The organism is Marinobacter sp. UBA3604 (assembly GCF_002375325.1).
Taxonomy (GTDB): domain Bacteria; phylum Pseudomonadota; class Gammaproteobacteria; order Pseudomonadales; family Oleiphilaceae; genus Marinobacter; species Marinobacter salarius.
The window spans coordinates 26072-50119 of the sequence record NZ_DFMB01000036.1; the positions used below are offsets into that span (position 1 = coordinate 26072).

Here is a 24048-nt window from a genome sequence, read left to right on the forward strand (position 1 = left end):
CTTGAAACTCCAACTCGGATTAAAGCGCAGACATCCGCTGAAAGTCACCCTTCTGATACTGGGCTTAACACTGACTCTCGGTGTTACAACCACTGTTTCGGCCCAGACCAACATCGCTGTCGGCGTTTATAATTTCCCTCCGGTGGCCAGTGTGAACAGTGAAAACAAGGTGGAGGGCTTACTCGGTGACCTGTTAAGAGAGCTGGATTCAACTAACGACAAGGTCACGTTCCGGATTGTCTACACTTCCCCAAAACGCAGACACCTGGATTTCCACGCCGGATTGTACGACGTTATTTTCTTTGAGAACCCGAGCTGGGGCTGGGAAAACCTGCCTGTTAACGCTACCCGACCAATTCTGATGGACGAAGACGTCTATGTCGCCCTCAACAAACCCGGCCGTGACCAAAGCTTCTTTGACAACGTCACCGAGCGACAGCTCGTTGCTATCTCGGGCTATCACTATGGCTTCGCCGGCCTGTCTACGGATAACGCCGAGCTTGAGAAACGATTCAATATCGAGTTCTCCCATAGCCACAGCCGTAATCTTGACCTGATCAAGGCGGACCGTCCGTCACTGGCCGAAGTGGCTGTGGTCAGTCGCTCCTATCTACAGAGCCACCTGAACGACAACCCCGAGGACAGTGACAGGTTCCTGGTGTCCGATACCCCCGATCAGACCTATCTCCTCCATATCATGGCACGGGACAACGGCCCCATCGACGCAGCCACATTGGAGCAACTGCTGTCGCCGCTGTTCAAAGACGGGCGGTACCAGCAATTTGTCGATAAACGCGACCTCCAGTTGCCGCCAGGCATCCCCGAGCCAGCAGCGCCTTGATCCCAGCCGCTGTCACCGCACATCCAGCTCAAAGCTGACGGTGACAGTGCCGGCCTCATCGGCCGTCGCGTCGCGCACAGGGTCAAGCAGGTATACCTGATTTTCTGATGCTCCATGCTCCTGCAGCATTTGCTCCCGGAGCCATACGCCCCGGGATGTTGCCAGGTTGCCCAAAGCCTCCGGTGGCAGTTCCACATCGGCTATCAGTCGCTTCACCAGCGCCTGCTCCCATTCCTGTTCGCCGGGTTCTGCGTTCCCGCCGGCAACGTCGTTTCGGAAAGCTTCCACCGACGCCACGTAATCCGAATCCGCGTACGCCTTCTCAAGCCGAGCGATACGTGTAGACGCGGAAGCTCCATCCGCTATGTCCAGTTGCTCGAACAGTTTCTGCCGCCGTAACGCGTCTCCGTCTGCCTCTGGTGCGACCGCTCCACGAACATTGAGCGCCAGACCAGGGCGTTCATTCAAGGCCTTGCCCAGTGCCTCCAGTTTGACGCCTTCCCCATCGGCAAGCTCGGTGCGCCCCGCTTCAAAACGCACATTGCCCAGTTCTTCTCCCGACAGGCCCGCAAAATCCGCAATCGAACCCAGCATGCTGAATGGCGACGTGGCGGCTTTGGCAACGAGGTTTACGAATGTCCTCATGACAACCTGACCAATATTGAAGTCCGGACTTTCCAGATCTCCGCTGATGGGCAGGTCGATATCGATGACACCCTGCCGATCACGCAGTAACGCCAGGCCAAGCTTGACCGGTGCACTGACGGCCTCGTCACTCGGAACAGGGCCTCCAAGCTCCAGTCGATCCAGGATAACGCTGTTGGCGGCATCCAGACGGCTGCCGGAAAACTCATAATCCAGATCCAGCTTGAGCTTGCCGCTGTCCACGCTGTATCCCAGGTAACGGCCAAAATACGGCGACAGCATGGGCAATGAAACGTTCTCCATAGTCAGCTTCAGATCGCTCACATTATCGGTTCCCAGTGTGCCCACGGAACCATCCAGCGCCATGGTTGCCACATCGCCAACCCGCCCCTGGATCGAGATCTGGCCCTGTTGCGGCGCCACGTTGCTAAGCCCGGTTACTGAGCCGCGCAACTGGTCGAACCGGGTTGCGAATGTCGGGTCCAGGGTCCGATCGGTGTAGGAGATGGCACCTTCTTCCAGCATCAGTTGGCCAATGCGGAAGATGAAGCCGGGTTCGCCGTCGCTACTGGTTGTTTCTCCAGCTGGCGCGGATTCGTCCGACGGCGAGGACCTGACAATCCGTTCAACATTATGAGTGCCGTTGCTGTCACGGACCACGTTCACCGCAGGACCCACCAGGGTAATGGTGCCAATCTGCAGCCGTGCCGGCGCGACGTTGTACTCCAATGGTTCCAGGCGCACGCTCTGCCAACGGATCAGGGGCTGGTCACTGTCGCCAAGACGCAGATCCAGGGAGGCCACCTCGCCAGTCCCACTAAACGTACCCGTCATCGGGTCTTGCTGTTGGTCCAGATCCAGGTTGCCATCGACGGACAAAAGGCCATTCCTGACCTCCAGGTTCGCCGCCTGGTTGATATAGGCCCCAAACTGCGAAAGAGCAACCTTACTGCCAGACAGCCCGGCCTCCAGCGTGAAAGGCGCCAATGTGGCCTGACCATTGATCGAAAGTCTCCCACCACCGTTCAGTGCACCACTGGCGTTGTAATTGACCGGTTCCTCCAGGCGATGGGAGATCTCATCGATACTGATCGACAGGTCCTCAAGGGCCAGTTCGGCGGGCAGTTGCGGCTGCTCGTCCCGCCAGTTCACGTTGCTGTTGGCCAGTTCCACGCCGGACACAGACCAGCGAAATGGCACACCTGCTCCACCATCGTCACTGCCTGTTTCGTCCGTACCATCCTGAAACGGTGCCAGCAGATTGAGCTGGCCATCCGTGTCGCGATGCAGGGACAGGCTGACGCCATCGATATTTACGGTACCCGTCGACAGTTCCCGTTCGTTAAGCCCGAAACGGATACCACCCACGCTCAGGCGGTCCGCGCTCAGTAGCTCATCGTCGTTTCCAGTCTCAAGGCCGAGATCGACATCGTTAATGGTGAGCTGGCCCTCCGAGGTGGTTAGATACAGCTCACCGGAAGAACGCAGTTCGTACTGCGAACTGAGGGTCACACTGCCGCTACGAAGCTGGTAGGGAAGATAGGGCTTGAGGAAATGCTGCAGGGTTTCGTGGGACACCTCGCCAAGTTTGAGAAACCCTTTTGAATAGAGAGGGGCGATACTCAGGTTGCCTTCCCACTCAATGGTCTGGCTCCCGACCGCTGCCAGCAGGTAATAGTTGCTGTCGGCGTCCTCACGGGGCCAGGTGGCCAGGTCGTTCAATGCCAGATCCAGGGGCGTAACCCGGAATTCCTCATGGCCTTGCTGGCTGAAATCCCGGAACAGCAGCTCGCCACCCGAGACCCTGATCCGGTCAAAATAGACTCTGGGCGGCTCTCCGGAATCCGCCTCCTCGGGCGCCGGTTGTTCGCTACCCGGATTATGGGCCTGCCAATCCCGGGCGAAGTTGACACTGTAGTCCTCCAGCAAATCCAGGCGAACGTAAGGGTCTTCCAGTTCGATGTCCTGCAGCGCGACAATTCCGGTGAGCAATCGCCAAACCCCGAGGTTGGCGTAAAGGCTGTCAAAGGCAACCACCGGTTCGCCTTCAGCGTCCCTGGCCTCCAGGCCGACGGCTTCAACGCTCATGGCGAAGGGGTTCACCTGGATCTCTTCAATCTCGGCCTGCCACCCCATGTGTTGGTCCAGCCGCTCCGGCAGCGTTCGCTCCAGCCACCATGGCAGTAGCGCAAACCCGGCGAGGGCATAGATCACCACCAGCACCAGTACCACTATCGAGATATTTCTGGCAGACAATCGTCGTTTGCGGTTCGCAGCCACCGGGCTCTCCTTGTTTTTCAATGCTGACAGGCGCAGTCTGTCGCCAATCTGTCCACCAAGGATAGCCCGCCAGTCACCGGTTTGTCAGCCGGACAGCGCGATGGACTGACATGGAGCGACGAACCCGATATTCTGTTTTCACCGTATCAAGCGACGAAATCCCTCATTCAGGAAACCCGAATGGATATTAGCGATATGCGCCGCGACTTCGAAAGCGAAGGCCTCGAGCGCGACGCCCTTGATGACAACCCCGTCAGACAATTCCAGAACTGGTTCGCGGATGCCCGTGAGGCCGGCATTCTTGAGCCCAATGCCATGTCACTGGCCACCTCAGGCGGAGACGGCATGCCCGACATACGGACCGTCCTGTTGAAATACTTCGACGACGCCGGTTTTGTGTTCTATACCAACTACGGCAGCCGCAAGGCCCACGAGATGGCAGAAAATCCAAAAGCCGCCCTGCTGTTCCCCTGGATCGGGCTGAACCGCCAGGTGCGGATTCAGGGCCATGTGGAAAAGGTCAGCAAATCCGAATCCCTGAGGTACTTCACCTCTCGCCCCCGGGGCAGCCAGATTGGTGCCTGGGTATCCGAACAGAGCAGGGCGATCAACTCCCGCGGTTTGCTGGAACAGAAAGTGGCCGAGATGAAACGCCGGTTCAAGGACGGCGCGATCCCGCTACCCGATTTTTGGGGCGGTTACCGCGTGGTGCCGGAACGAATCGAGTTCTGGCAGGGGCGGCCGAGTCGCCTGCATGACCGCTTTGAATACGTCAGGCAGGGCGATGGCTGGCACATCGACCGTCTACAGCCGTAATCCGCGCGGCTCCACCAACCTCAGGCGAGAAGGCAGGACTATGGACAATCAACAACGCTGCCCCTGGTGTGGCGATGACCCGATCTACGTTCACTACCACGACACCGTATGGGGCCGCCCCGAATACGACGACCTGGCGCTGTTTGAGAAACTGTGCCTCGACGGCCAGCAGGCGGGCCTGAGCTGGATCACCATACTCAAGAAACAGGACAACTACCGCGCCGCCTACGACCATTTCGACCCTGAAAAAATCGTCCGTTATGACGAGGCCAAAGTCGACGCCTTGATGCAGGACACTGGCATCGTCCGTAACCGCCTGAAAGTCGAGTCCATCATCCGCAACGCCCGGGGCTACCTGGAGCTACGGGATCAGGGCCACTCGTTCAGTAACTTCCTGTGGTCGTTTGTCGGTGGAGAGCCTATCCAGAATCACTGGCAGCGTTTTGCCGACGTGCCGGTTTACACGCCCGAGGCCGAAGCCATGTCCAAGGCACTGAAAAAACGCGGCTTCAACTTTGTGGGGCCCACCATTGTATATGCCTTCATGCAGGCCACGGGCATGGTCAATGACCACCTCGTTCAGTGCCCTCAACACGCCGCCTGCCGTGAGCTCGCGGACAATGTCTGACTATTATTTCCTCGGCGTTACACGACTGGAATGATCCCAAACGATCCGTTGCTCGTAAGTCCGTGGGTAGCACATCATCCCCGCGTTTTACGGTGAGAGTCATACGGTGAGAATAACCCTGGAAGAACTCAGGCAGTCGATCAACCCGGCCATTGAGTTGGTGGGCACGGAGCCCGCCGCTATCGAACCAATGAGGATTCGGGTTCAGGGGAAGCACTCGTGATTGCCGTCGCCAGACTGGCGATCGTCGTGGGCATTGGCGGGCTGCTGCCTTTCCTTGCCGCCATTTTCGGACTCTTTGCGTTGCCTGAACAGAGCCTGGCCATCTCCCGCTATTTCTACCTGTACAGCGCGGGCATTCTGGGCTTTATGGCGGGCATCTACTGGCCACTGGCCATGCAGCTTGAGAATCGCTGCTACCCGATTTCCCCTCTGGTAACCATGTTGTTGAGCCAAGTGTTCTTCATCACCGCCGGCATTGGTCTGCTGCTGCCCATTGCCGGCCAGATCCTGGTTTACACGCTGGCCTATGTCGCGCTGTATGTGGTCGACGCTCGCTGGATGAGGGGTTATTGGCCGGACTGGTATCTGAAGTTGCGGCTGGGACTGACAGCTGTTGTCCTGGCGTGCCAGGTAGCGGCGGGCGCCTGGTTCATTCTGGCCCAGGGCTAAGCCGGTCGATACCGGCCCTGAATACTAGCCCCGGAGCTCGTCGTTAGGGTCGATAAAACGGCCCCGTAACTTTTTCAGGGCGCTTTTCTCTATCTGCCGCACCCGCTCCCGGCTTATTCCCAGGTCATCGGAGATCACCTGCAGGGTTTCCGGTTCTGGGAGACCCAGGCCGTAACGCCTGGCCAGGACATCCTTTTCCCGCGAACTCAGTTCCGCCAAGAGAGCGGTCAGTGTCCGTTTGCGGTCACGCTGGGCCATGTCGTGGTCCGGCGCGGACTGATCGTCTGCACATAGGCTGTCACCCAGCGTAATGCCACCCTCCATGCCCACCGGCAGATCCACCGACACTTCCAGACTGGCCAGCGCCCGCAGCTCACCAATGCGGGAAGGCGACACCTCAATCTCCCGCGCCAGTTCGGTCTGCGACGGTGTGCGGCCCAATGTCTGGTGCAGTACCAGGGATTTTTTCTGCAACAGGCGGATTTCATCGACCACGTTTTCAGGGGTATGCACAAGCCGGGTTCCACGCTTCATGCACCGCTTCACCTCTTCGCTGATCCACCAGTAGGCATAGGTCGAGAAACGAAAGCCCTTGGTAGGATCAAACCGCTCCACGGCCTTGATCAGACCGACATTGGCATCCTGAATGACATCCGACATAGGAATGCCGCGGTTGGCGTAGCGCCGTGCGATGTGCACCGCGAGCCGGAGATTGCTGCGAATCAGCCGCTGACGACTGGCGGTGGCGAGATGGTAGGCACGACGACACCGCCTCGAAAAAGCACAGGCGTCGCCCAGGCTTCCAACCACTTCGCGGAATGTCTGAGGGGTGCCTTCCGGCAAGGCCAGCTCGGCAGATATGATCCGATAGCAGAAGGTCAGGCGCCGTGAAAGTCGGCGCTCGCCCTCATTGGTGAGCAATTCGTAACGGGACGCATCCCTGAAGTACAGCCCTACCAGGGATTCCGTTTCGCCGGAATGGGCTATGGTCGGAGACGGCCCCGGGCTCTGAACGTCAGTCATGGCACAGGTTCCGATCGCGAATTTCCAGAGAATACGCGCGGAACAGCGTCATGGATCCCCCGTTGCCGGGGGCACAGACTGTCAGTTGTGGCAATTACCGACGTAGAGAACCAGCAGGTTACGCTGCAACGATCGCGTACTCGTGGTTGTGAGGCTCAATCAGCGCGCCATGAAGCGCCACAATGGTCTTCTCATAGGCGTCTTCGTCCACTACGAACTGGATGTCCACCTGCCGCATGCACTGGTGCAGGGCCAGAACGCTGATATCCTCATCCGCCAGGGCCTTGACTGACCGAGCCAGGATGCCCGACACCTTGATATCGCTGCCAATGGCAGACACGATCGCCACCTTGCGAGTGCTGATTTCGGCGTTGGGAAATTCGTCTTTCAGCGCCCTGACCACCCGTTTGACGTGTTTGAGCGTACTGTCCACGTAGTGGGTAATGGTGTTGGCGTTGGTGTCCTTGGATACGAAACGCACCTTGAAGCGACCCAGCACTTCCAGAATGCGACGGTCGGAACCGGGCTCACCCTGCATGTCCTGATCGAACACCTCAATGGCAAACACGCCTTTGTTACCCGCGATGATCTCTACCTGAGGCTTCTCACTGACGTAGTCGCCGGTGATCAGGGTACCGGTGTGCTCCGGCTCGAAGGTGTTCATCACCCGCAGCGGAATCTCGTTCTGACGCATGCCCTTGCCAGCGCGCGGGTGGATCGCTTCCATACCGAGGTTCGCCAACTGGTCAGCAACGTCATAGTTGGTGCGCCCCAGGGGGACGACCTTGTCCGCACCGACAATGTTGGGGTCCGCGGAACTGAGGTGGTATTCCTTGTGGATGATCGCTTCGCGGGCGTTGGTAATCACCGCGACCCGGCTGAAGGTCATCTCGCTGTAGCCCCGGTCGAAGGTACGCATCAGGCCTTCCTTGCACTGGGCATACCCCGTCACGATCGGCAGCTCACGGCTCAGGTCCACCGCGTCGAATGCCTGCTTGAGCTTTTCATCCAGCGGCAACAGTTCATTGTCGCGCCACCCGGTCAGGTCCACGAACCGCGCGTTGATGCCTTCCTGCTGGAGCTTCAGGGCGGTGTTGAAGGCACTGTGGGCCTCACCGATACCGGCCAGCATTTCACGAACCGTCAGCAGATGTTCCTCAAGCTGGAACTGCCCGTAGGAACACAGACGTTGCAGATCAATCAGGCAGCCGCGAACGCCTTCGATGCGGTCGGTGATGAACTGGTCCGCCTGCTGCTTGAGCATGGGGTCCGGGAACAGCTCGCCATTGATGTCGGTCAGGAACTGGATCAGTTTGGTGAGGTCGTCGCCCCAGGCCCAGTCCGACTCGGCATCGGCGAACAGGGCATAGACACCCGGTTCTCCGGTTTTCTTGTGCTCCAGCAATTCGTCGGTGACACCGCCATAGGCGGAGACCACGAAGATGCGCTGGTACAGGTCGTCCTTGGAGCGCCCGCCGAGAATGATGTTGTCGCGCACCGCCTCATAATTGCTCATGGAGGTGCCGCCGATTTTCTCTACGGTATGTTGTTCGCTAGTCATAATGTTACCGTCGTTATCCTGCAGAATGAGTGTCGGGAGATGGCAGGCGTCTCAGGACGCCTTGCTCATTCCCTCCTGCATGATTTCGTCCACGCTTTGACCTAGAAGTTTAGCACCTTTGCGCAGATCGTCCTCGCTGGTGGTCAGCGGCATCAGGCATTTGATCACTTCGTCATTGGGGCCGCTGGTTTCAATAATCAGGCCCTTCTCAAAGGCGCGACCGGTGATCTTGTCCGTCACTTCAGCGTCGGTGGCTTCAATGCCACGCATCATGCCCCGGCCTTTCATCCTGAACTCGCCCGGGTACTTGTCACAGATTGCCTGCAGCCCTTCAGCCAGAACCTCGGTCTTGGCTTTCACTTCATTGGCAAAGGCATCGTCTTTCCAGTAGGTCTCGACCGCTGCGCGGGCGGTTACAAAGGCCATGTTGTTGCCCCGGAAGGTGCCGTTGTGCTCGCCCGGCCCCCAGACATCAAGCTCCGGCTTGAACAGCACCAGGGCCATCGGCAGGCCGTAACCGCTCAACGACTTGGATACCGTTACGATATCCGGCTTGATGCCCGCAAATTCGAAACTGAAGAACTCGCCGGTACGGCCGTTCCCTGCCTGGATATCGTCAACGATCAACAGAATGTCGTACTTTTTGCACAGCTTCTCGAGGCCCTGCAGCCATTCAGCGCGGGCGGCGTTCAATCCGCCTTCGCCCTGGACCGCTTCAACGATGACCGCTGCCGGCAGTTCAAAGCCGGAGGAGCCGTCGGACAACACCTTGTCCATGATTTCCAGGGTATCTACGTTCTCACCCAGGTAGCCGTCATAGAACATGAAGTCCACATTCCCCAGCGGGGTGCCAACGCCGCCACGGTGGTGCTTGTTGCCTGTGGCCGCGACCGCACCCATGGTGACGCCGTGGAAGCCATTGGTGAAGGACACGATGCCATTGCGGCCTTTCACCTTGCGAGCCAGTTTCAGGGCCGCTTCCACGCAGTTGGTGCCGGTAGGACCGGTAAACTGCATTTTGTAGTCCAGGCCACGGGGGTCCAGGATGTGCTTCTTGTACGACTCAATGAAATCGTGCTTGGCGGTGGTAAACATATCCAGGCCCTGGCTGACACCATCGCTTTCAATGTACTCGAGCAGCGCTTTCTTGAGAATGTCGTTGTTGTGGCCATAGTTCAGTGACCCGGCGCCGGCCAGGAAGTCCAGGTATTCCTTGCCATCTTCGGTGTACAGGTGCGCGTTCTTGGCACGGTTAAAGATCACCGGAAAGGCACGGGAATAAACGCGTACTTCGGATTCGGTCGACTTGAAAAGTTCCATTGTCTTGCCTCTTAGCATGTCAGGTTCGAGGTAACTGTGCGGTAGCACGTTGGTTGAAGCCGTTGTGACAGATTCACCTCAGCAATCTGCCGGCTAGTCCAAACAGGGGGATCGGTCGTTCGGGAAGGCTGCTACGCCGTCTTTGTGAAAGGCCCGATGCGGAGCAGGAACTCGGAGTCGTGCTTGCCGCCAAAGTGGGTGTCTTTCTCAAAGTGCTCGTGGTAAGTCAGTTCAGCACCCATGTCACGGGCAAAGGACCGGAACAGCGCCCAGGAAGCCTCATTGTCTTCAGTGATGGTGGTTTCCATGTGGGTCACGTCTTTACACGCGTCCCTGGCCACAATCGCCTTCAACATCCGCTTGGCAAGACCTTGCCCACGACCTTTCTCGTGAACGGCCACCTGCCAGACAAAAACGGTTTTGGGCTGTTGGGGGGGAATATATCCGGAAATAAAGCCGACCAGATCGCCGTCTATCTCCGCGGCCACGCCGGTTTCGGCAAAATGGCTGCACTGCAGGAGGTTGCAGTAGATCGAGTTAGGGTCCAGCGGGGGGCATTGTGCCACCAACTGGTGAAGCCTGTAGCCATCATCCTTGACCGACGTGCGGAGGGTGATGGCGGTGGTATTCGAGCCTTCTGATGTCATAACGTGATCGATTCGCCTCAAAAAGTTAGCGTTAAATTATATAGACCACAAAATATATTTCAAGTCGGCGCTCTGGGGCCGCCAGCCCCGATGGCTACCTCTCACCTTCAGAATAGACATTATTACACCAACCGCCAGTGACAAATTCGTTACCCTATAGAGCCCCTTCCAGGGGGAAACGTAATATCGTCTGCGGTTATCGAAGTCCCTCCAACGATCCGGTCCCGGTACGACACAGCGGCGGCCGAACCCGCCGGCCAGAGCCGGTCAAACTGCTCTAACCAGGCGTCGACGTCATAGTCCACGGGTAACAGTGAGACATTCAGGCCCTGCCGCTCAAGACCGGCAACCGGCTCAGCCACGGGGCTCGCCAGACCGATCCGGGTGATCAACCCACGGGGGTCCTGCCGCAGATTCCCCATTCCGGCTGCCCCGTTGTTGGCAACCACACAACGTCGCTCGTTCACCATTCCCGACCACAGTACTGGCAGGCAGGTGTGGGTGGAGACAATCACATCAGCACCGCTGGCCAGGAACCACTCCGTCAGCTTCGCCTCGTTACCAGCCACAAAGGATTCATGGGCCAACCCCCAACCGGCGAGGGACTCCGGATCGCCGTGAATCACCAAAACCTTTAGGCCTCCAAATATCAGGCAACGGTAACGGGGTAAGAGGGATAACCGCGCCTGAATATCGGAATGCTCCCCGGCCACCCCCTGCAGCCGCCCCATAATGGCGTTGGAACGTGCCACGACGCCCTCATCCACGAAATCCGGATAGGCACAACCGCAGCCGGCGCCATCATTGGGGTTGGCCAGTTCATAATCCACGTTGCCCAGGCTGACGGTGTGCTCCAGCACCCGATTGTTGATCTCCCGGAACAGCCCGTCGGTGGCGTTAAACCAGTTAAAATCCCCGTTAAACACCAACGTCACCCGGCGACCCTGTCGCTCCTCCGCCCGTGCCAATCGCTCGATTTCATCCAGGGCAAGGGGATTTCCGTACAGGCCACCGATAACATACAGCACGTCCCCGGCCACCTGTTGCGGCTCAGCACACAGCGACGCCGGATCGTAGCGATACGCCAGCGGACAACTCCGGCCCTCGGTCACGACACCACCTCCTAAACCTCCCCGGCCGCCAGAGAGCGCCCGGCAAGTCGGCGGACGACCAGCGGCACAAAGAAACCGGCGGTGCAGATCAGGAAGCCGTAGGCGTTTACACCCAGCAGCATGGCGTATTTGCCGTCACCGATGGCCCAGCTGGCGGGAATCAGCCCCGTTGCCAGCAGCACACCCAGACCCAGGCCGGTCCAGAAACTGAGATGAAAGCTCCAGGGCGACCAGCGGGTAAACCCGTAGAACAGGAACACCGGTGCCAGCCCCATCACCATGGTGCCGGAAATGGTGGTGGCCTTGAGAATGTCGGTGCCGGCAAACATCGGCAGGTTACCCAGCAGTGCGAACACAATCATGATGACCGCGCCCACGCGAACGCTCGGCAAGCGGTCTTTGGCACGTTTCGCCAGCCGTGGCAGATCCACCGCCAGGGACTTGGCCAGTGAACTGAATGTGGAATCCAGCGTGGAGCCGGCGGAGGTCATCATCACCACACTCATGAAGAAGAGCGCCGCCAACCCAAGCGATTGTCCGACAGCCGCGGGCGCATTACCCATGGCCTCAATGCCATTGAGCCGTGCGTGAACACCGACGAGGCTGAAGATGAACACCGCCACAAAGCCCAGCAGTCCTGCCACCACGAAGCTCTTCAACATCGTTTTTTCCTTGTTCACAAAGCCGCGGTCGGTTAGCACCGGATCGTGGAAGGGGTAGCTGAACATCTGCAACAGCGCGACGAGCAACAGGTCAAAGCCGGCATTGAGCTTGAACTCACCGTCGGTGAGCAGGGCACTGGTGTCATTGGCCGGCACAATCAGGAACAGCACCGCGCCGACAAAGAACACAAACACGAACGCCTGAATCACATCCGTGAATATCGACGACCGCAGGCCACCTTTCAGGCTGTAGGCGAGAGTAAAGACGGTAAACAGCATCGCCGCGGAGTAGTACTCCCACTCACCCGGCAGCCCGAAATAGCCGCCCACCACGGCGGTGTTACTCCAGACTTCGTTATACAGACGGATCAGGATGGCCGCCGCAAACGCCAGACTGGCCAGCCGGCCAAAGCGCGACGTGAGGAAATCCTGCAGGCTGCGGGCACCGGTCTGGGTCCGAATCAAATAGATGATGTAGCCGGCCACGGGAATCGACAGCCAGTAACTGGCGTACGCCAGACCGCCGGTGACACCATAAGCAGCCCCCAGGTTGGCCGCGTTGGTCACCGACTTGGCAAAGATCCAACTGATGAAAATACTCGCCGTCAGCGACCACTGACTTACCGGGTTACCCTGATCATCCGCACCTTTATAGAACGAATTGGCGTTTTTGCTCTTGGGCGACAACACATACATCACCACCCCATAAACCACCAAAAACCCCCAAAACAGGGTCGCTTCCGTAAAGTTCATTGTCTGTCTTTTCCTCGTCCGTTCTTTGTTCTAATCCAGCGAATTGCAGTCATTCAACCGCCCCCAGACCGCCAACTCCCAGCAACCAGTCTTAAAAAAGTCACCCAGGCGCCGAACAACTAGCCCCAAACCGATAACAGGCAAAACACCGGTGATGCCGCAACATAATCCGCTCATCCATGCTCTCCGCCAGTGTCCCGCCAAGGTCATACTGCGGATCGTCATCCACCAACGTACAGGCATACACCCGCACCCGGTCATCCCGCTTCACCAGCATGCGCGTATAAGTGCACATGAAGTGCGACCGCGCCTCTTTGGTGGGGTATTTCTCCATGCAGGTTTCGGTAATCTCCGGGCTGCCGTCTTCTGAGCCGGGCGTCCCCAGATCAGGGAACGCGGTGAATGCCAGCGTTTCAGGAATGCCCCAGTCCCTCAGAATCTCGCGGAAAGCCGCTTCCACATCTGCCGGAATCTCCTCCGGATCGGTCTGGCGAGCAATCGATACCTGAAAACCCTGGTCGACCAGCCAGCGAATACCCTCCAATGCCTTATCGAAACTGCCTTCACCCCGGTCCACGTCATGCCGGGCCCGGTCAGGAAAATCCAGGCTGACGCGAAAATGGATCGGGTAGGCGTTGTCCAGTAACGGCAGCACCTGATGACGGCGTTTGAGCAGTGGATCCGTGGCATTGGTCAGGACAAAGCAGGGACGGTGCTGGCTGGCGTAATCGAGGATATTGATGAAATCCTTGATCACGAAAGGCTCACCGCCGGTGAAGGAGAACTGCTCCACCCCCATATCCAGGGCTTCGTGAATAAAGGGTTTCACGTCGCTCAACTTCATGCCCGGAATACGGCCATCGCCGGGGTGTGACCCTTCCAGGCAAAACGGGCAGGCCAGGTTGCAGGCGGTGCCGGTATGAATCCACAGTTCCTTGAGCTTGTCGGAATCAATGTAGCCGCGCGGGTCGCCGTTGCGGGTGTGGGTCCAGCTGTCGCGGGCCCTCGGTTCCAGCACTTCCACGGCGGGAATACGTCTTTCGGCGGTTTGGGTCAGGGGCATAGCTGCTCCGTGTTGACGATGAATCTATGAGTGCCAAAAAAGGTGCAGGCCCTGTAACACCTGCACTTATTCTGTTTTACGTTGTTACTTCCCGGCCGGCCTTGTCGCCGGTCTGTTTGCCACGGCGCCAGCCGTGAAGTTTCTCAAGCAGTTTGAGAATGCCCTGGGGTGCGTGTTCGCGCTTCCACTCTCCAGCGGCATACTTGGCTGATTCGTTCCAGGTCGGGTAAGGGTGGATAGTGCCCAGAATTTTGTTCAGGCCCAGGCCGTGCTTCATGGCCAGGGTGAACTCGGCCAGTATCTCGCCGGCGTGCACACCGACCACGACGGCACCCAGAATCTTGTCCTTCCCTGGCGGCGTGAGCACCTTGATAAAACCGTAATCCTCACTCTCAGCAATGGCACGATCCAGGTCGTCCAGGCCATAGCGGGTGACTTCGTAAGCCACACCTTTTTCCTTGGCTTCGGCCTCGCTAAGGCCGACCCTGGCCACTTCCGGCGAGGTAAAGGTCACCCAGGGCATCACCCGGTAATCCACTTGGAAACGCTTGAACTCGCCAAACAGACCGTTCACTGCCGCGTACCAGGCCTGGTGAGCCGCCGCGTGGGTAAACTGATAGGGCCCGGCCACATCGCCACAGGCGAAGACGTTGGGGAAGCGCATGCTCATGTCTTCTGCCACCGGCACAGTGCCATTGGGCAGGGTTTCCACCCCAATCTTTTCCAGCCCCAGGCCGTCGGTTCGAGCGGCACGACCAACAGCAACCAGAACCTGGTCAAACACGATCCTCACGCGCTCGCCGTTGAACTCGCAGTAGGCCACCTTTTCTCCGTCCTCGACAGCGAACTCCTTGGCGGCGTGGTTAAGCCGCAGATCAATGCCATCCTGTTCAAACTGTTTCCGGATGACCTCGGAGACATCGGCGTCTTCCTTGGCCAGCAAACGCTCGCCCATTTCCACCTGGATCACCTTGCTGCCAAGCCTCGCAAAGGCATGGGCCAGTTCCGAGCCAATGGGGCCGCCACCAAGTACCAGCAAGCGCTCAGGCTGGGTCTGCAGGGACCATAGATTGTCCGATGTCAGCGGCTCCATGTCCGCCAAACCGGGAATGGGCGGCACTGCCGGCTTGCCCCCAGTGGCCACCACAATACTGCGCGCGGTCAGGCGCTCGGTGTGACCGTCGCTATGGACCACTTCCAGCTCCCAGGGCGATACGAAGCTGGCGGTACCGGAGATGCAGTCAACACCCAGTTTGCGGAAGCGCTCGGGCGAGTCGTGGGGTTCCACCTTGGCGATGACTTCTTTCACCCTCGCCATGATATTGGCAAAGGAGCCTTTTACCGGTACCGACTCCAGGCCATAACGATTCGCCTGGCGCAGGGTGTCGGCCGCCTTGGCACTGCGAATCAGCGCCTTGGACGGCACGCAACCGGTGTTGAGGCAGTCTCCGCCCATTTTGTCTTTCTCGATCAGCGCCACCTTGGCCTTAACCGCTGCGGCAATGTACGCCGACACCAGGCCCGCCGAGCCACCGCCAATCACCAGCAGGTTGTAATCAAACGACTCGGGTTTCTGCCAGCCGGCGTACACCCGGCGCTTGCGAATGAAACCGACAACAAACTTGGCGATCAGCGGGAACACCCCCAACAGCGCGAAAGACAGCAGAATATTGGCCGACACAATGTCGCTGGTGGTTTCAATCGTCGACAGCTGGGTGCCGGCGTTTACATACACAAAGGTCCCCGGCAGCATCGCCGCCCAGCTCACCAGAGCGTAGGTCTTCAGCTTCATGGCGGTCAGGCCCATCGCCAGGTTAATCAGGAAGAACGGAAATACCGGTACCAGACGCAGGGTGGCAAGATAGAACGCACCGTCTTTTTTGATGCCTCGGTCCATCTTTGCGACGGTTTCCGCGTACTTCTCCCGCAAGGTATCCCGCATCAGAAACCTGGCCACCAGGAACGCAAGTGAGGCACCGATGGTCGATGCGATGGATACTGCAACCAGACCATAGACATTACCGAAAAAGGCACCGCCGGCCAGCGTCATGATCGCGGCACCGGGCAGCGACAGCGCCGTTACCACCACATACACTCCAGCAAACCCAAGCACCGCCGCCAGCAAATTCTGATTGATCCACTGTTCAATGGCAGACTGGTGTTTCTGCAGGTTTTCCAGCGTGAGTATCTCGTGACCGCCAAAACTGACAAACAGTGCAACCACGACACCGATAACCAGCAGCAAAACGAGCTTTTTGGAGTTCATAGCTAAATCCATAAATTAAAAGTGAAAACGGTTGCTCTGAGAGACACGCCAAAGCGCAGGATGTTACAGCAGCCAGGGTCTAAAATTTTTTTGAGCAGTGACTCATCATTACTGGAACTAATGGCTGCGACTATAGACATACCATTGTCCAGGCCGCTCTGGATGTCCAATAACATGTTTATAACAACGCTCTAACGCGGGTGTCCTGGGGTATACGGAATGGAAACCACAACGCACCAATCTGACGACGACATCCTCATCACCGGCCTGAAGTCGGGGAACCAGGGCGCCTTTCGCGAGGCTGTGCGTTTATACACCCCTGGCATGATGGCCGTCGCCCGCTTTTACCTTGATCACGCCTCGGCAGAGGAAATTGTCCAGGATTGCTGGGTGACGGTTATCGACGCCGTTCAGACATTTGAGGGCCGTTCCGGCCTGAAGACATGGTTGCACCGTATCGTGGCAAACCGGGCCAAGAATCATCTCCGAAAGACCAAGAGGGAAGTGAACGCGGATTTTTCGGAAGCGCTGGACCCGGACCTCGCCGCCCGCTTTGCGCCCAATGGTCGCTGGGCCACACCGCCGAGCCTGAAAACCAATGAGTCCGCCCAGGCACTGATGGAGAACGGTGCACTGAGCGACTGCCTTGATCGACACCTGTCCGCACTGCCGGAAACACAACGATCAGCATTGATGTTGTACGAAGCGCATCAGCACAAATCCGACGACGTGTGTAACATTCTGGATGTCAGCGCCTCTAACCTGCGCGTGCTCCTGCATCGGGCACGGCAGAAAATCTTTCTGATGGTTGAGACATTTCAGGAGACAGGCGAATGTTAATGTGCCGGGATCTGGCTCGCATCGCCAGCGATTACATTGACGGTGAGCTGGGCACCGGGAAAGTAATGTCTGTGAAAATGCACCTGCTGATGTGCGGTCGATGTCGTAGCTTCATTGGCAGCCTGCGGGCCAGCATAGAGCTTATGAACGCCCACTCGAGCCAGCAGCTGGACGAAGATCTGGTACGCCGGATTGACGAACGTGTCAGTGAGTCGCTCAACGCTCGGCACTCCGGAAACGACACGTCGGATCCGTGATGCTCTTCGCTTTCGTTTAACGACACCCGCCCCTTCCGGACGTTACACCAGGCTCTGACAGAACCACTCTTTTCGCTTGCCAATGGAACTCCCACACCGCCGCTCTGTCTCTGGAACGATCATTCAAAATTCGAAAGGAGATATGGAATGCCCAAGCAGTTACCCCTTGCCCTGCTGTTACTTCGACTTGGTGTTTTCGTTGTTTTTCTGGTCTGGACCCTGGATAAACTGGTTCAGCCCGAGCACGCTATCAAGGTTTTCGATTCATTCTACGGGCTCGATGGCCTTGGCGAGACAGCCGTCTACCTCATCGGCATCGCACAACTTGTGCTGATACTGATGTTTGTTGCTGGCCTTCTGAAAACCTGGACTTACGGCGCACTCCTGATCTTCCACGGTGCTTCCACCCTGTCCTCATTCGCGAAATACCTGCAGCCTTTCGATAACCTCCTGTTCTTTGCGGCCTGGCCCATGCTCGCCGCATGCGCGGCGCTGTATCTGCTTCGTGATTACGATACGCTTACGCTTTCGAGGCAACCGGCTCCCACTGCTGCGTAAAACGGCGCCAGGGCGTTGTAACAGTCAGTCCGGTTGTTTGTCCTTGTTGCTATCAACCTACCGCCAACAACCGGAGTACCGATGCTACTGAACTGGCTGTCACGGCGCCTGACCACCTATCTTTCAAAGCAGGTCACCCAACACTCGGTGCGCACCTCCGCCTGGGAGGCCCTGGAAAAAACTCTTCAGCCCGGCGACGTTTTACTGGTGGAGGGAAATACGCGAATCAGTGTGGCCATCAAGTACCTGACTCAGTCAACCTGGTCGCACGCCGCCCTTTACCTGGGACCGAACGCGGGCCTTGGCGCCGCCGGCAATGACGAGCCACATGTACTGATCGAGGCGGATCTTGAGGAAGGGATTCGCCCGCTTTCGTTGTCGGCATACCGCAACACCCATACCCGCATCTGTCGCCCGGTCGGACTCACCGACAATGATATCGACAAGCTTGTGGATTACTCGAAAAGCCGGCTCGGCCACCAGTACGACCTGAAAAACGTCTGGGATCTGGCACGCTACCTGTGCCCGACGCCACCGGTACCGTCCCGTTACCGACGTTCGCTTCTGGCCCTTGGCAGCGGTGATCCCACGCGGGCGATCTGCTCCACATTCATCGCCGAGGGATTCCAGGCCCTCCGTTACCCGATACTGCCCGTAAGCCTGTCCGAATCAGAAGGTGATCCGGCTTGCGATGCGCAAAAGCGCGAGTACTTCCGGATTCGCCACCATTCTCTATTTGCGCCCCGGGATTTCGACGCCTCCCCCTATTTCGACGTCGTTAAACCCACACTGGAACAAGGGTTTGATTACCGGGGGTTCCGGTGGGCGGAATGACACTGAGAATCGCCATCGTTGTTGTGGTAATGGCTGCCCTGGCAGGTGCCTGGTGGCTGCTGCAGATATTGGGAATACCCGCGGACCTGTCTCCAGATGCCCTTGCACAATGGCTGAAAAGCCAGGGGGCTGCCGGCCCACTGTTGCTGATGCTGCTGATGACGATGGCGGTTGTGATAGGCCCGATTCCCACACTTCCGGTCAGTGCAACCGCAGGTCTGGCGTTTGGCGTGCTTGAGGGAACCGCCATTGCAGCAACCGGTGCCCTGCTGGGCGCCATGGCGGCGTTCTGGGTTGCCCGTTGCCTCGGACGCGAGGTGATCTGCAAACGTTTTCCGGACAACCCTGTGCTTGCACGGGATGGCTCGCAACGCTTTCTCACCATTGCCATCCTGCTGACCCGGCTGATACCCGTTTTCTCGTTCGCCCTGATCAGTTACGCCGCCGGCGTCACTGCCATACGCGCCTGGCGCTTTGCGATTGCCACCTTCGTTGGCATGCTGCCAATGACGGTGGTGTTTGCAGGCCTGGGGAACACGTTCACGTTGAATCCGGTACTTACCGTCGCCGCAGGCGCGATTATCCTGGCAGTGATGGTATGGTTGCCGTGGTCCATCAGCCGACACCCCGGCTCGCAGCTGGCGCGCTGGCTTCAACTTAACCAATAACAACAAAGAGACGACCTTATGCGCCGTCCGGTCAAAGCCGATGTTATGCCCTGGCTTGCCCGTGCCCTTTCCAGTGCACCCCGATACGCTCTGCAACGATCCCTTCACAACCTACGGGCAAAGACGCGGGGTGAGAGCGATCTTGTCCAGGTGTTCGTAAACCCCCGAGACCCATTTGGGCTGCCCCTGTTGCAAGCGCTTATCCAGCTACAGGAACGTTTTTATGTGCGTTTCCGGGTCCATACTGTCTGGCAACTGGACGACAACATGTACCCCGAGCCGGCTCTCTGGCGCACCTGGGCGCAACAGGACGCCACAAGGCTCACACAACTATACGGCTTCACGCCTCCAGACCGGCCGACGGCGCCCTCCGAGACCGAACTGACGACAGCCACGGCCCGTCTGCTCAATGCAGAAAAAACCGGTGAAGGGCTGATAACCGCCGTGCGTGTGCTGGAAGATCTATGGCATTCACATTCCGGCTCGCCACCGGACACAGCGCCCGCAAGGTATGACCACGCACAGCTGTCCGAGAATGAACGGTTGCTCCGGAGGCTAGGGCACTATCAAGGCAGCATGACGAGGTACCTGGGTGAATGGTTCTGGGGTGTGGACCGCCTGGATCATCTTGAGCGGCGTCTAAACGAACAGGGACTGAACCGGGACGTCCCCGATGCAGTCCTGTTCACGCGCACATGGTCCGGTTTGATGAGTAGCAGCCCCACCCCGGCTGACGGCCATCGAGCGACCACCACCCTTGAGGTCTTCTTTTCCATCCGCAGCCCATACTCCTATCTGGGCCTGGAGCGAGCAGTCCAGTTGGCCAAGGCGTGGAATATTCCTCTCCAATTGAGACCGGTTCTGCCCATGTTGATGCGCGGGCAGTCGGTACCGGATGCCAAAAAGTGGTACATCTTCCACGACACCAAAAGGGAGGCCAACAAGCTGGGCATTCCGTATGGTTTCGTCGCCGATCCTTTGGGGCCGGGCGTGGAAAGATGCTATGCCTTGTTCGAATACGCCCGCTCACTCGGTCGCGAGACCGACTACATGCTGGCCTACGCCAGGGCCGTCAATGCCGAAGGCATCCGCTCCGAAACCGATGCCGGTCTGAAAGTAATCGTCGAACGAGCCGGCCTGGACTGGCAGAAAGCCAAGGCTTTATTGAACGATCAAAGCTGGCGTGAGTGGGCGGAGGACAACCGCAAAGCCATGTATGACTGCGGGCTATGGGGCGTTCCCAGCTTCCGTTACGGGGAGGTCAGCTGTTGGGGGCAGGATCGGTTGTGGGTGATCGAAAAGAGCATCGTCGCGGCTACCGCGACTCTCAATAAACGCCAAGGGCGCGTATGATAACTCCATGCTCGTCCCAACGTGGGCCGTGAAGGCGACAAACTCTGGAAGGAGGTTCTATGAAAACACTATTGATTCATTCGTTGATCATCGTATCCATGATGGTAAGTGCTCCTGCTCTCGCCCAGGGAGACCCCTTGAGAGTCGGAATGTCCGGCCAGTATTTCCCGTTTACCTTTGTGGAGCAGGATACCCTCAAGGGGTTTGAAGTTGATGTGATGAACGCAATTGGCAAGGAAATGGGGCGTGAAATCCAGTACCAGACCGCCAACTTCTCAGGCCTGTTTGGCATGTTGGAATCCGGGCGCATCGACACCGTTGCCAACCAGATCACCATCACCGAGGAGCGCCAGAAGGCCTACATTTTCAGCGAACCGTATGTCTATGACGGTGCTCAGGTAGTGACCAAGGAAGGCAACACAGAGGTCGAGGGTGTGGAAGATCTGAAGGGTAAAACCGTCGCGGTGAACCTGGGCTCCAACTTCGAGGCCCTGTTGCGGGAACTGCCCTATGCAGACCAAATCAACATCAAAACCTATGAGAGCAATCTGGAGCGTGATACCGCTCTCGGCCGCGTAGACGCCTTCGTTATGGACCGGGTCAGTGCCAGCCAGATCATCAAGGAGAAGCCACTGCCGCTGGAGCTCGCCGGCCCAACGTTCTCCCAGATCACCAACGCCTACCCGTTTCGCGACACGGACGCCGGACGAGCGCTGCGTGATGAAGTAAACGCTGCCCTGGCAACCCTGCGTGACAACGGAACCCTGGCCTCCATTTCAGAGAAGTGGTTCGGCACCGACATCACCCAGCCCTGAGGGGCGCCATCAAGGCCTGACTCGCTATGGACGTGTTGAACGTCGAATACATGCTTGGGCTGGTACCTGTGTTGCTCGGGTACCTGCCTCTCACCCTGCAGCTGGCCGGCGTCGGGATGGTGCTGGCGCTGATCCTCGCCTGCCTGTTCGCCGTCGTCAGGGTGCTGCGCATCCCGGTGCTCAATCAGCTGACCATCGTGTTCATTTCCTTTTTCCGGGGCACTCCGCTGCTGGTGCAGTTGTTCCTGTTCTATTACGGGCTGCCGCAACTGGTCAGTGCATTGACGGTCATAGACGGCGTTACGGCGACCATCATGGGCCTGACCATGCATTTTTCGGCGTACATGGCGGAATCGATACGTGCCGCCATCGTGGGTGTGGACCGCAGCCAGACCGAAGCCGCCCTGTCGATCGGCATGACCAACGGCCAGCTGATGCGACGGATAGTGTTGCCCCAGGCCACACGTGTGGCACTGCCCACGCTGATGAACTACTTCATCGACATGATCAAGGCCACCTCCCTGGCATTTACCCTGGGGGTTACCGAGCTGATGGGTGCCACCCAGAAAGAGGCCGCCGGCAGTTTCCTATACTTCGAGGCCTTCATTGTTGCCGCCATCATGTACTGGATCGTTGTTGAGATGCTCTCCAAGCTTCAGCACTACCTGGAAATCCGTCTGAACAAGGCCTACAGCCGATGATCAAACTGGAATCACTGAGCAAACATTTTGGCAAGGCCGTGGTTCTCGACGGCATCGATCTCGCCATCGAAGAAGGTGAGATCGTCGTGATCATCGGTCCCTCAGGGACCGGAAAATCCACCCTGTTGCGCTGCGTCAACTTTCTGGAACAACCCACCAAAGGCACCATGACCGTGGGTGATCTGACCGTGGATGTGAACCGCGCCAGCCGTGCGGACATTCTCTCCATGCGCCGGCGAACCGCGTTCGTTTTCCAGAACTATGCCCTGTTCTCCAACAAGACCGCGTTGCAGAACATCGCGGAACGGTTGCTCGTGGTGGATCGCTGGCCGAAAGAAAAAGCCTACCAGCGCGCACGGGAGATACTTGATCGGATCGGCCTCGCCGACAAGGCAGATGCCTATCCGGCGTCCATGTCCGGCGGCCAGCAACAGCGGGTCGGTATCGGCCGTGCCATGGCGACAGGCGCGGAAGTCATCCTGTTTGACGAGCCCACCTCGTCACTCGACCCCGAGTGGGTGGAAGAAGTGCTGGGGCTGATGAAACAGTTGGCCTCGGAACGCCAGACCATGATGGTGGTTACCCACGAAATGTCCTTCGCGCGGGACGTGGCCGACCGTGTGATCTTTATCGACGGCGGTCGAATCGTGGAGCAGGGGCCTCCCAGTGAGATTTTCCACAATCCCAAGGACCCACGAACCAAGGACTTTCTGAAGAAAATCCTGGCCACCAATCCGGTATGAACGGCGGTCGGACCGACCAACACCGATTATCGGAATTCAGAAAAATTGTCGGGCTTGTTAAGCGCCCAGTCGTAATCGATGTACTCCATCGCAGACGTTTGCGCGACGCGACTCGCCACTGACGCATCCGCCCAGGCCCTGATAAACGCCTTTGGTGTTCCCGATGCCTCTTCGAAATCCGTCGCGTACCACTTGAACAGTTCGGTGACATACGCTGTATCAGTATCTATCCTCAGATGCCGATCCGTATTAAACGCACGCCGGGTATTCTCTGCCAGCAGGTTTTCCAGATTGTCAGCCGTGTAGACAGTCTCCCGCAATGGCGGGCAGCCAACGGACGCACAATTCACCGCGAAGTGTACCCGCGCGTCTTTCCACCCTTTATCTGCGTATTCCTCCCCAAGAAGGATATCCTTCTCCATCTGGTTCAGGCTGTATTCCTGTCCGCCTATCTCAAACTTTTCCCGGTCAAAAACACTGTCCACAAAGGGATTGACGCGACCACCGTAGTCCCAGACCGAGTCGACGAGTTCTCCGTCCGGTCGCTCAGTCAGGATCTGGTCGATCATGAAGAAATTATAGGCGTTGAGCCAGAAGGCGACGGATTCAGCCTCGCCATCGAGGGTGCCGGTATCGAAATCTGCAAGGCGGTCACGCTGGTCCGCCAGCAGGCCGTCGGTCTGCGATGAGGCCAGGGCCGCCTCATAGTCAAATGCGGAAACCAGGCCACCCTCGGTCGTTGTCGACTCTGTCAGGTACTGTGTTAGCAGACGCTGAAACGGGTCAAACGTTGCTTCAGCGGCGGCAGCGGTCACCGGCATGATGACGGCGAACATCATCAGGCCTATCAATCGTCCAGGTTTGTTCACATCACTCTCCAAAGATCTACAGGTTCCACAGGTCTACAGGTTCATCGACTTTGCTCTTTCACCGACACGAAAAGCCGGCCATTGTTACAATGCAATTAGTATTGATAATCGATTACACTTA

General features: G+C 58.0%; 23 protein-coding genes. 13 read left to right on the forward strand and 10 right to left on the reverse strand.

Annotation, left to right across the window (positions count from 1 at the left end; translation table 11 throughout):
• Position 1: 1 nt before the first annotated feature.
• A complete protein-coding gene (locus tag B2590_RS10050; RefSeq protein ID WP_286810495.1) occupies positions 2-841 on the forward strand; it encodes an amino acid ABC transporter substrate-binding protein in 840 nt (279 codons plus the stop codon).
• A 12-nt stretch (positions 842-853) separates the two neighbouring features.
• Here the strand turns inward: B2590_RS10050 and B2590_RS10055 are convergent, their stop codons facing one another.
• Positions 854-3766 carry a DUF748 domain-containing protein gene (locus B2590_RS10055; protein ID WP_286810496.1) on the reverse strand — a complete coding sequence of 971 codons (2913 nt, stop codon included), beginning with the start codon at positions 3764-3766 and terminating at the stop codon, positions 854-856.
• A gap of 180 nt (positions 3767-3946) precedes the next feature.
• Here B2590_RS10055 and pdxH point away from each other — a divergent pair, with 180 nt between their 5' ends.
• The 3 genes from pdxH to B2590_RS10070 all read left to right on the forward strand — a co-directional run bounded on the left by pdxH (position 3947) and on the right by B2590_RS10070 (position 5882).
• Positions 3947-4582: a pyridoxamine 5'-phosphate oxidase gene (gene pdxH / locus B2590_RS10060; protein WP_286810497.1), complete on the forward strand. Its 636-nt coding sequence runs from the start codon at positions 3947-3949 to the stop codon at positions 4580-4582.
• A gap of 40 nt (positions 4583-4622) precedes the next feature.
• A complete protein-coding gene (locus B2590_RS10065; protein WP_286810499.1) occupies positions 4623-5210 on the forward strand; it encodes a DNA-3-methyladenine glycosylase I in 588 nt (195 codons plus the stop codon).
• A 219-nt stretch (positions 5211-5429) separates the two neighbouring features.
• Positions 5430-5882 (forward strand): DUF3429 domain-containing protein, encoded by a 453-nt coding sequence (locus B2590_RS10070; RefSeq protein WP_075196328.1) that lies wholly within the window; start codon positions 5430-5432, stop codon positions 5880-5882.
• Positions 5883-5906: 24 nt separating this feature from the next.
• Here the strand turns inward: B2590_RS10070 and B2590_RS10075 are convergent, their stop codons facing one another.
• From B2590_RS10075 to B2590_RS10110, 8 genes are all read right to left on the reverse strand, one after another.
• Positions 5907-6905, reverse strand: coding sequence for a sigma-70 family RNA polymerase sigma factor (locus B2590_RS10075; RefSeq protein WP_286810501.1), 999 nt, complete (start codon positions 6903-6905; stop codon positions 5907-5909).
• A gap of 118 nt (positions 6906-7023) precedes the next feature.
• Complete coding sequence (locus tag B2590_RS10080; protein ID WP_075196330.1) at positions 7024-8466, reverse strand: aspartate kinase; 1443 nt, start codon at positions 8464-8466, stop codon at positions 7024-7026.
• Positions 8467-8517: 51 nt separating this feature from the next.
• Positions 8518-9786, reverse strand: coding sequence for a diaminobutyrate--2-oxoglutarate transaminase (gene ectB / locus B2590_RS10085; protein WP_278368262.1), 1269 nt, complete (start codon positions 9784-9786; stop codon positions 8518-8520).
• Between the two features lie 131 nt (positions 9787-9917).
• Complete coding sequence (gene ectA, locus B2590_RS10090; protein WP_286810503.1) at positions 9918-10433, reverse strand: diaminobutyrate acetyltransferase; 516 nt, start codon at positions 10431-10433, stop codon at positions 9918-9920.
• Between the two features lie 149 nt (positions 10434-10582).
• A complete protein-coding gene (locus B2590_RS10095) occupies positions 10583-11545 on the reverse strand; it encodes a metallophosphoesterase family protein (RefSeq protein WP_286810504.1) in 963 nt (320 codons plus the stop codon).
• A gap of 11 nt (positions 11546-11556) precedes the next feature.
• Positions 11557-12960 carry a sodium:solute symporter family transporter gene (locus B2590_RS10100; protein ID WP_007154860.1) on the reverse strand — a complete coding sequence of 468 codons (1404 nt, stop codon included), beginning with the start codon at positions 12958-12960 and terminating at the stop codon, positions 11557-11559.
• A 100-nt stretch (positions 12961-13060) separates the two neighbouring features.
• Positions 13061-14023, reverse strand: a complete 963-nt coding sequence (locus B2590_RS10105) for a radical SAM protein (protein ID WP_041332820.1) — start codon at positions 14021-14023, stop codon at positions 13061-13063.
• 76 nt (positions 14024-14099) lie between these two features.
• Positions 14100-16289: an FAD-dependent oxidoreductase gene (locus tag B2590_RS10110; protein ID WP_228210665.1), complete on the reverse strand. Its 2190-nt coding sequence runs from the start codon at positions 16287-16289 to the stop codon at positions 14100-14102.
• A gap of 219 nt (positions 16290-16508) precedes the next feature.
• Here B2590_RS10110 and B2590_RS10115 point away from each other — a divergent pair, with 219 nt between their 5' ends.
• From B2590_RS10115 to B2590_RS10155, 9 genes are all read left to right on the forward strand, one after another.
• Positions 16509-17129 carry an RNA polymerase sigma factor gene (locus B2590_RS10115; protein WP_007154863.1) on the forward strand — a complete coding sequence of 207 codons (621 nt, stop codon included), beginning with the start codon at positions 16509-16511 and terminating at the stop codon, positions 17127-17129.
• Positions 17123-17386 (forward strand): zf-HC2 domain-containing protein, encoded by a 264-nt coding sequence (locus tag B2590_RS10120; protein WP_041332818.1) that lies wholly within the window; start codon positions 17123-17125, stop codon positions 17384-17386. Before B2590_RS10115 ends, B2590_RS10120 begins: the two co-directional genes overlap by 7 nt.
• Before the next feature lie 147 nt (positions 17387-17533).
• Entirely contained in the window at positions 17534-17944 is a 411-nt protein-coding gene (locus B2590_RS10125) for a hypothetical protein (RefSeq protein WP_007154865.1), read from the forward strand.
• Positions 17945-18025: 81 nt separating this feature from the next.
• The gene (locus tag B2590_RS10130) at positions 18026-18778 is read left to right on the forward strand and encodes a YiiX/YebB-like N1pC/P60 family cysteine hydrolase (RefSeq protein WP_286810505.1); all 753 of its coding nucleotides are present in this window, start codon (positions 18026-18028) and stop codon (positions 18776-18778) included.
• Complete coding sequence (locus B2590_RS10135) at positions 18775-19446, forward strand: TVP38/TMEM64 family protein (RefSeq protein ID WP_286810506.1); 672 nt, start codon at positions 18775-18777, stop codon at positions 19444-19446. The genes B2590_RS10130 and B2590_RS10135 overlap by 4 nt, the downstream gene beginning before the upstream one ends.
• An 18-nt stretch (positions 19447-19464) precedes the next feature.
• Complete coding sequence (locus B2590_RS10140; RefSeq protein WP_286810507.1) at positions 19465-20799, forward strand: DsbA family protein; 1335 nt, start codon at positions 19465-19467, stop codon at positions 20797-20799.
• Between the two features lie 59 nt (positions 20800-20858).
• Entirely contained in the window at positions 20859-21614 is a 756-nt protein-coding gene (locus B2590_RS10145; RefSeq protein WP_286810508.1) for an amino acid ABC transporter substrate-binding protein, read from the forward strand.
• 26 nt (positions 21615-21640) lie between these two features.
• Positions 21641-22315 (forward strand): amino acid ABC transporter permease, encoded by a 675-nt coding sequence (locus tag B2590_RS10150; protein WP_075196337.1) that lies wholly within the window; start codon positions 21641-21643, stop codon positions 22313-22315.
• Complete coding sequence (locus B2590_RS10155) at positions 22312-23058, forward strand: amino acid ABC transporter ATP-binding protein (RefSeq protein ID WP_036201846.1); 747 nt, start codon at positions 22312-22314, stop codon at positions 23056-23058. The genes B2590_RS10150 and B2590_RS10155 overlap by 4 nt, the downstream gene beginning before the upstream one ends.
• Positions 23059-23084: 26 nt before the next feature.
• Here the strand turns inward: B2590_RS10155 and B2590_RS10160 are convergent, their stop codons facing one another.
• Positions 23085-23927, reverse strand: a complete 843-nt coding sequence (locus B2590_RS10160; RefSeq protein WP_273065812.1) for a DUF547 domain-containing protein — start codon at positions 23925-23927, stop codon at positions 23085-23087.
• Positions 23928-24048 lie beyond the last annotated feature (121 nt).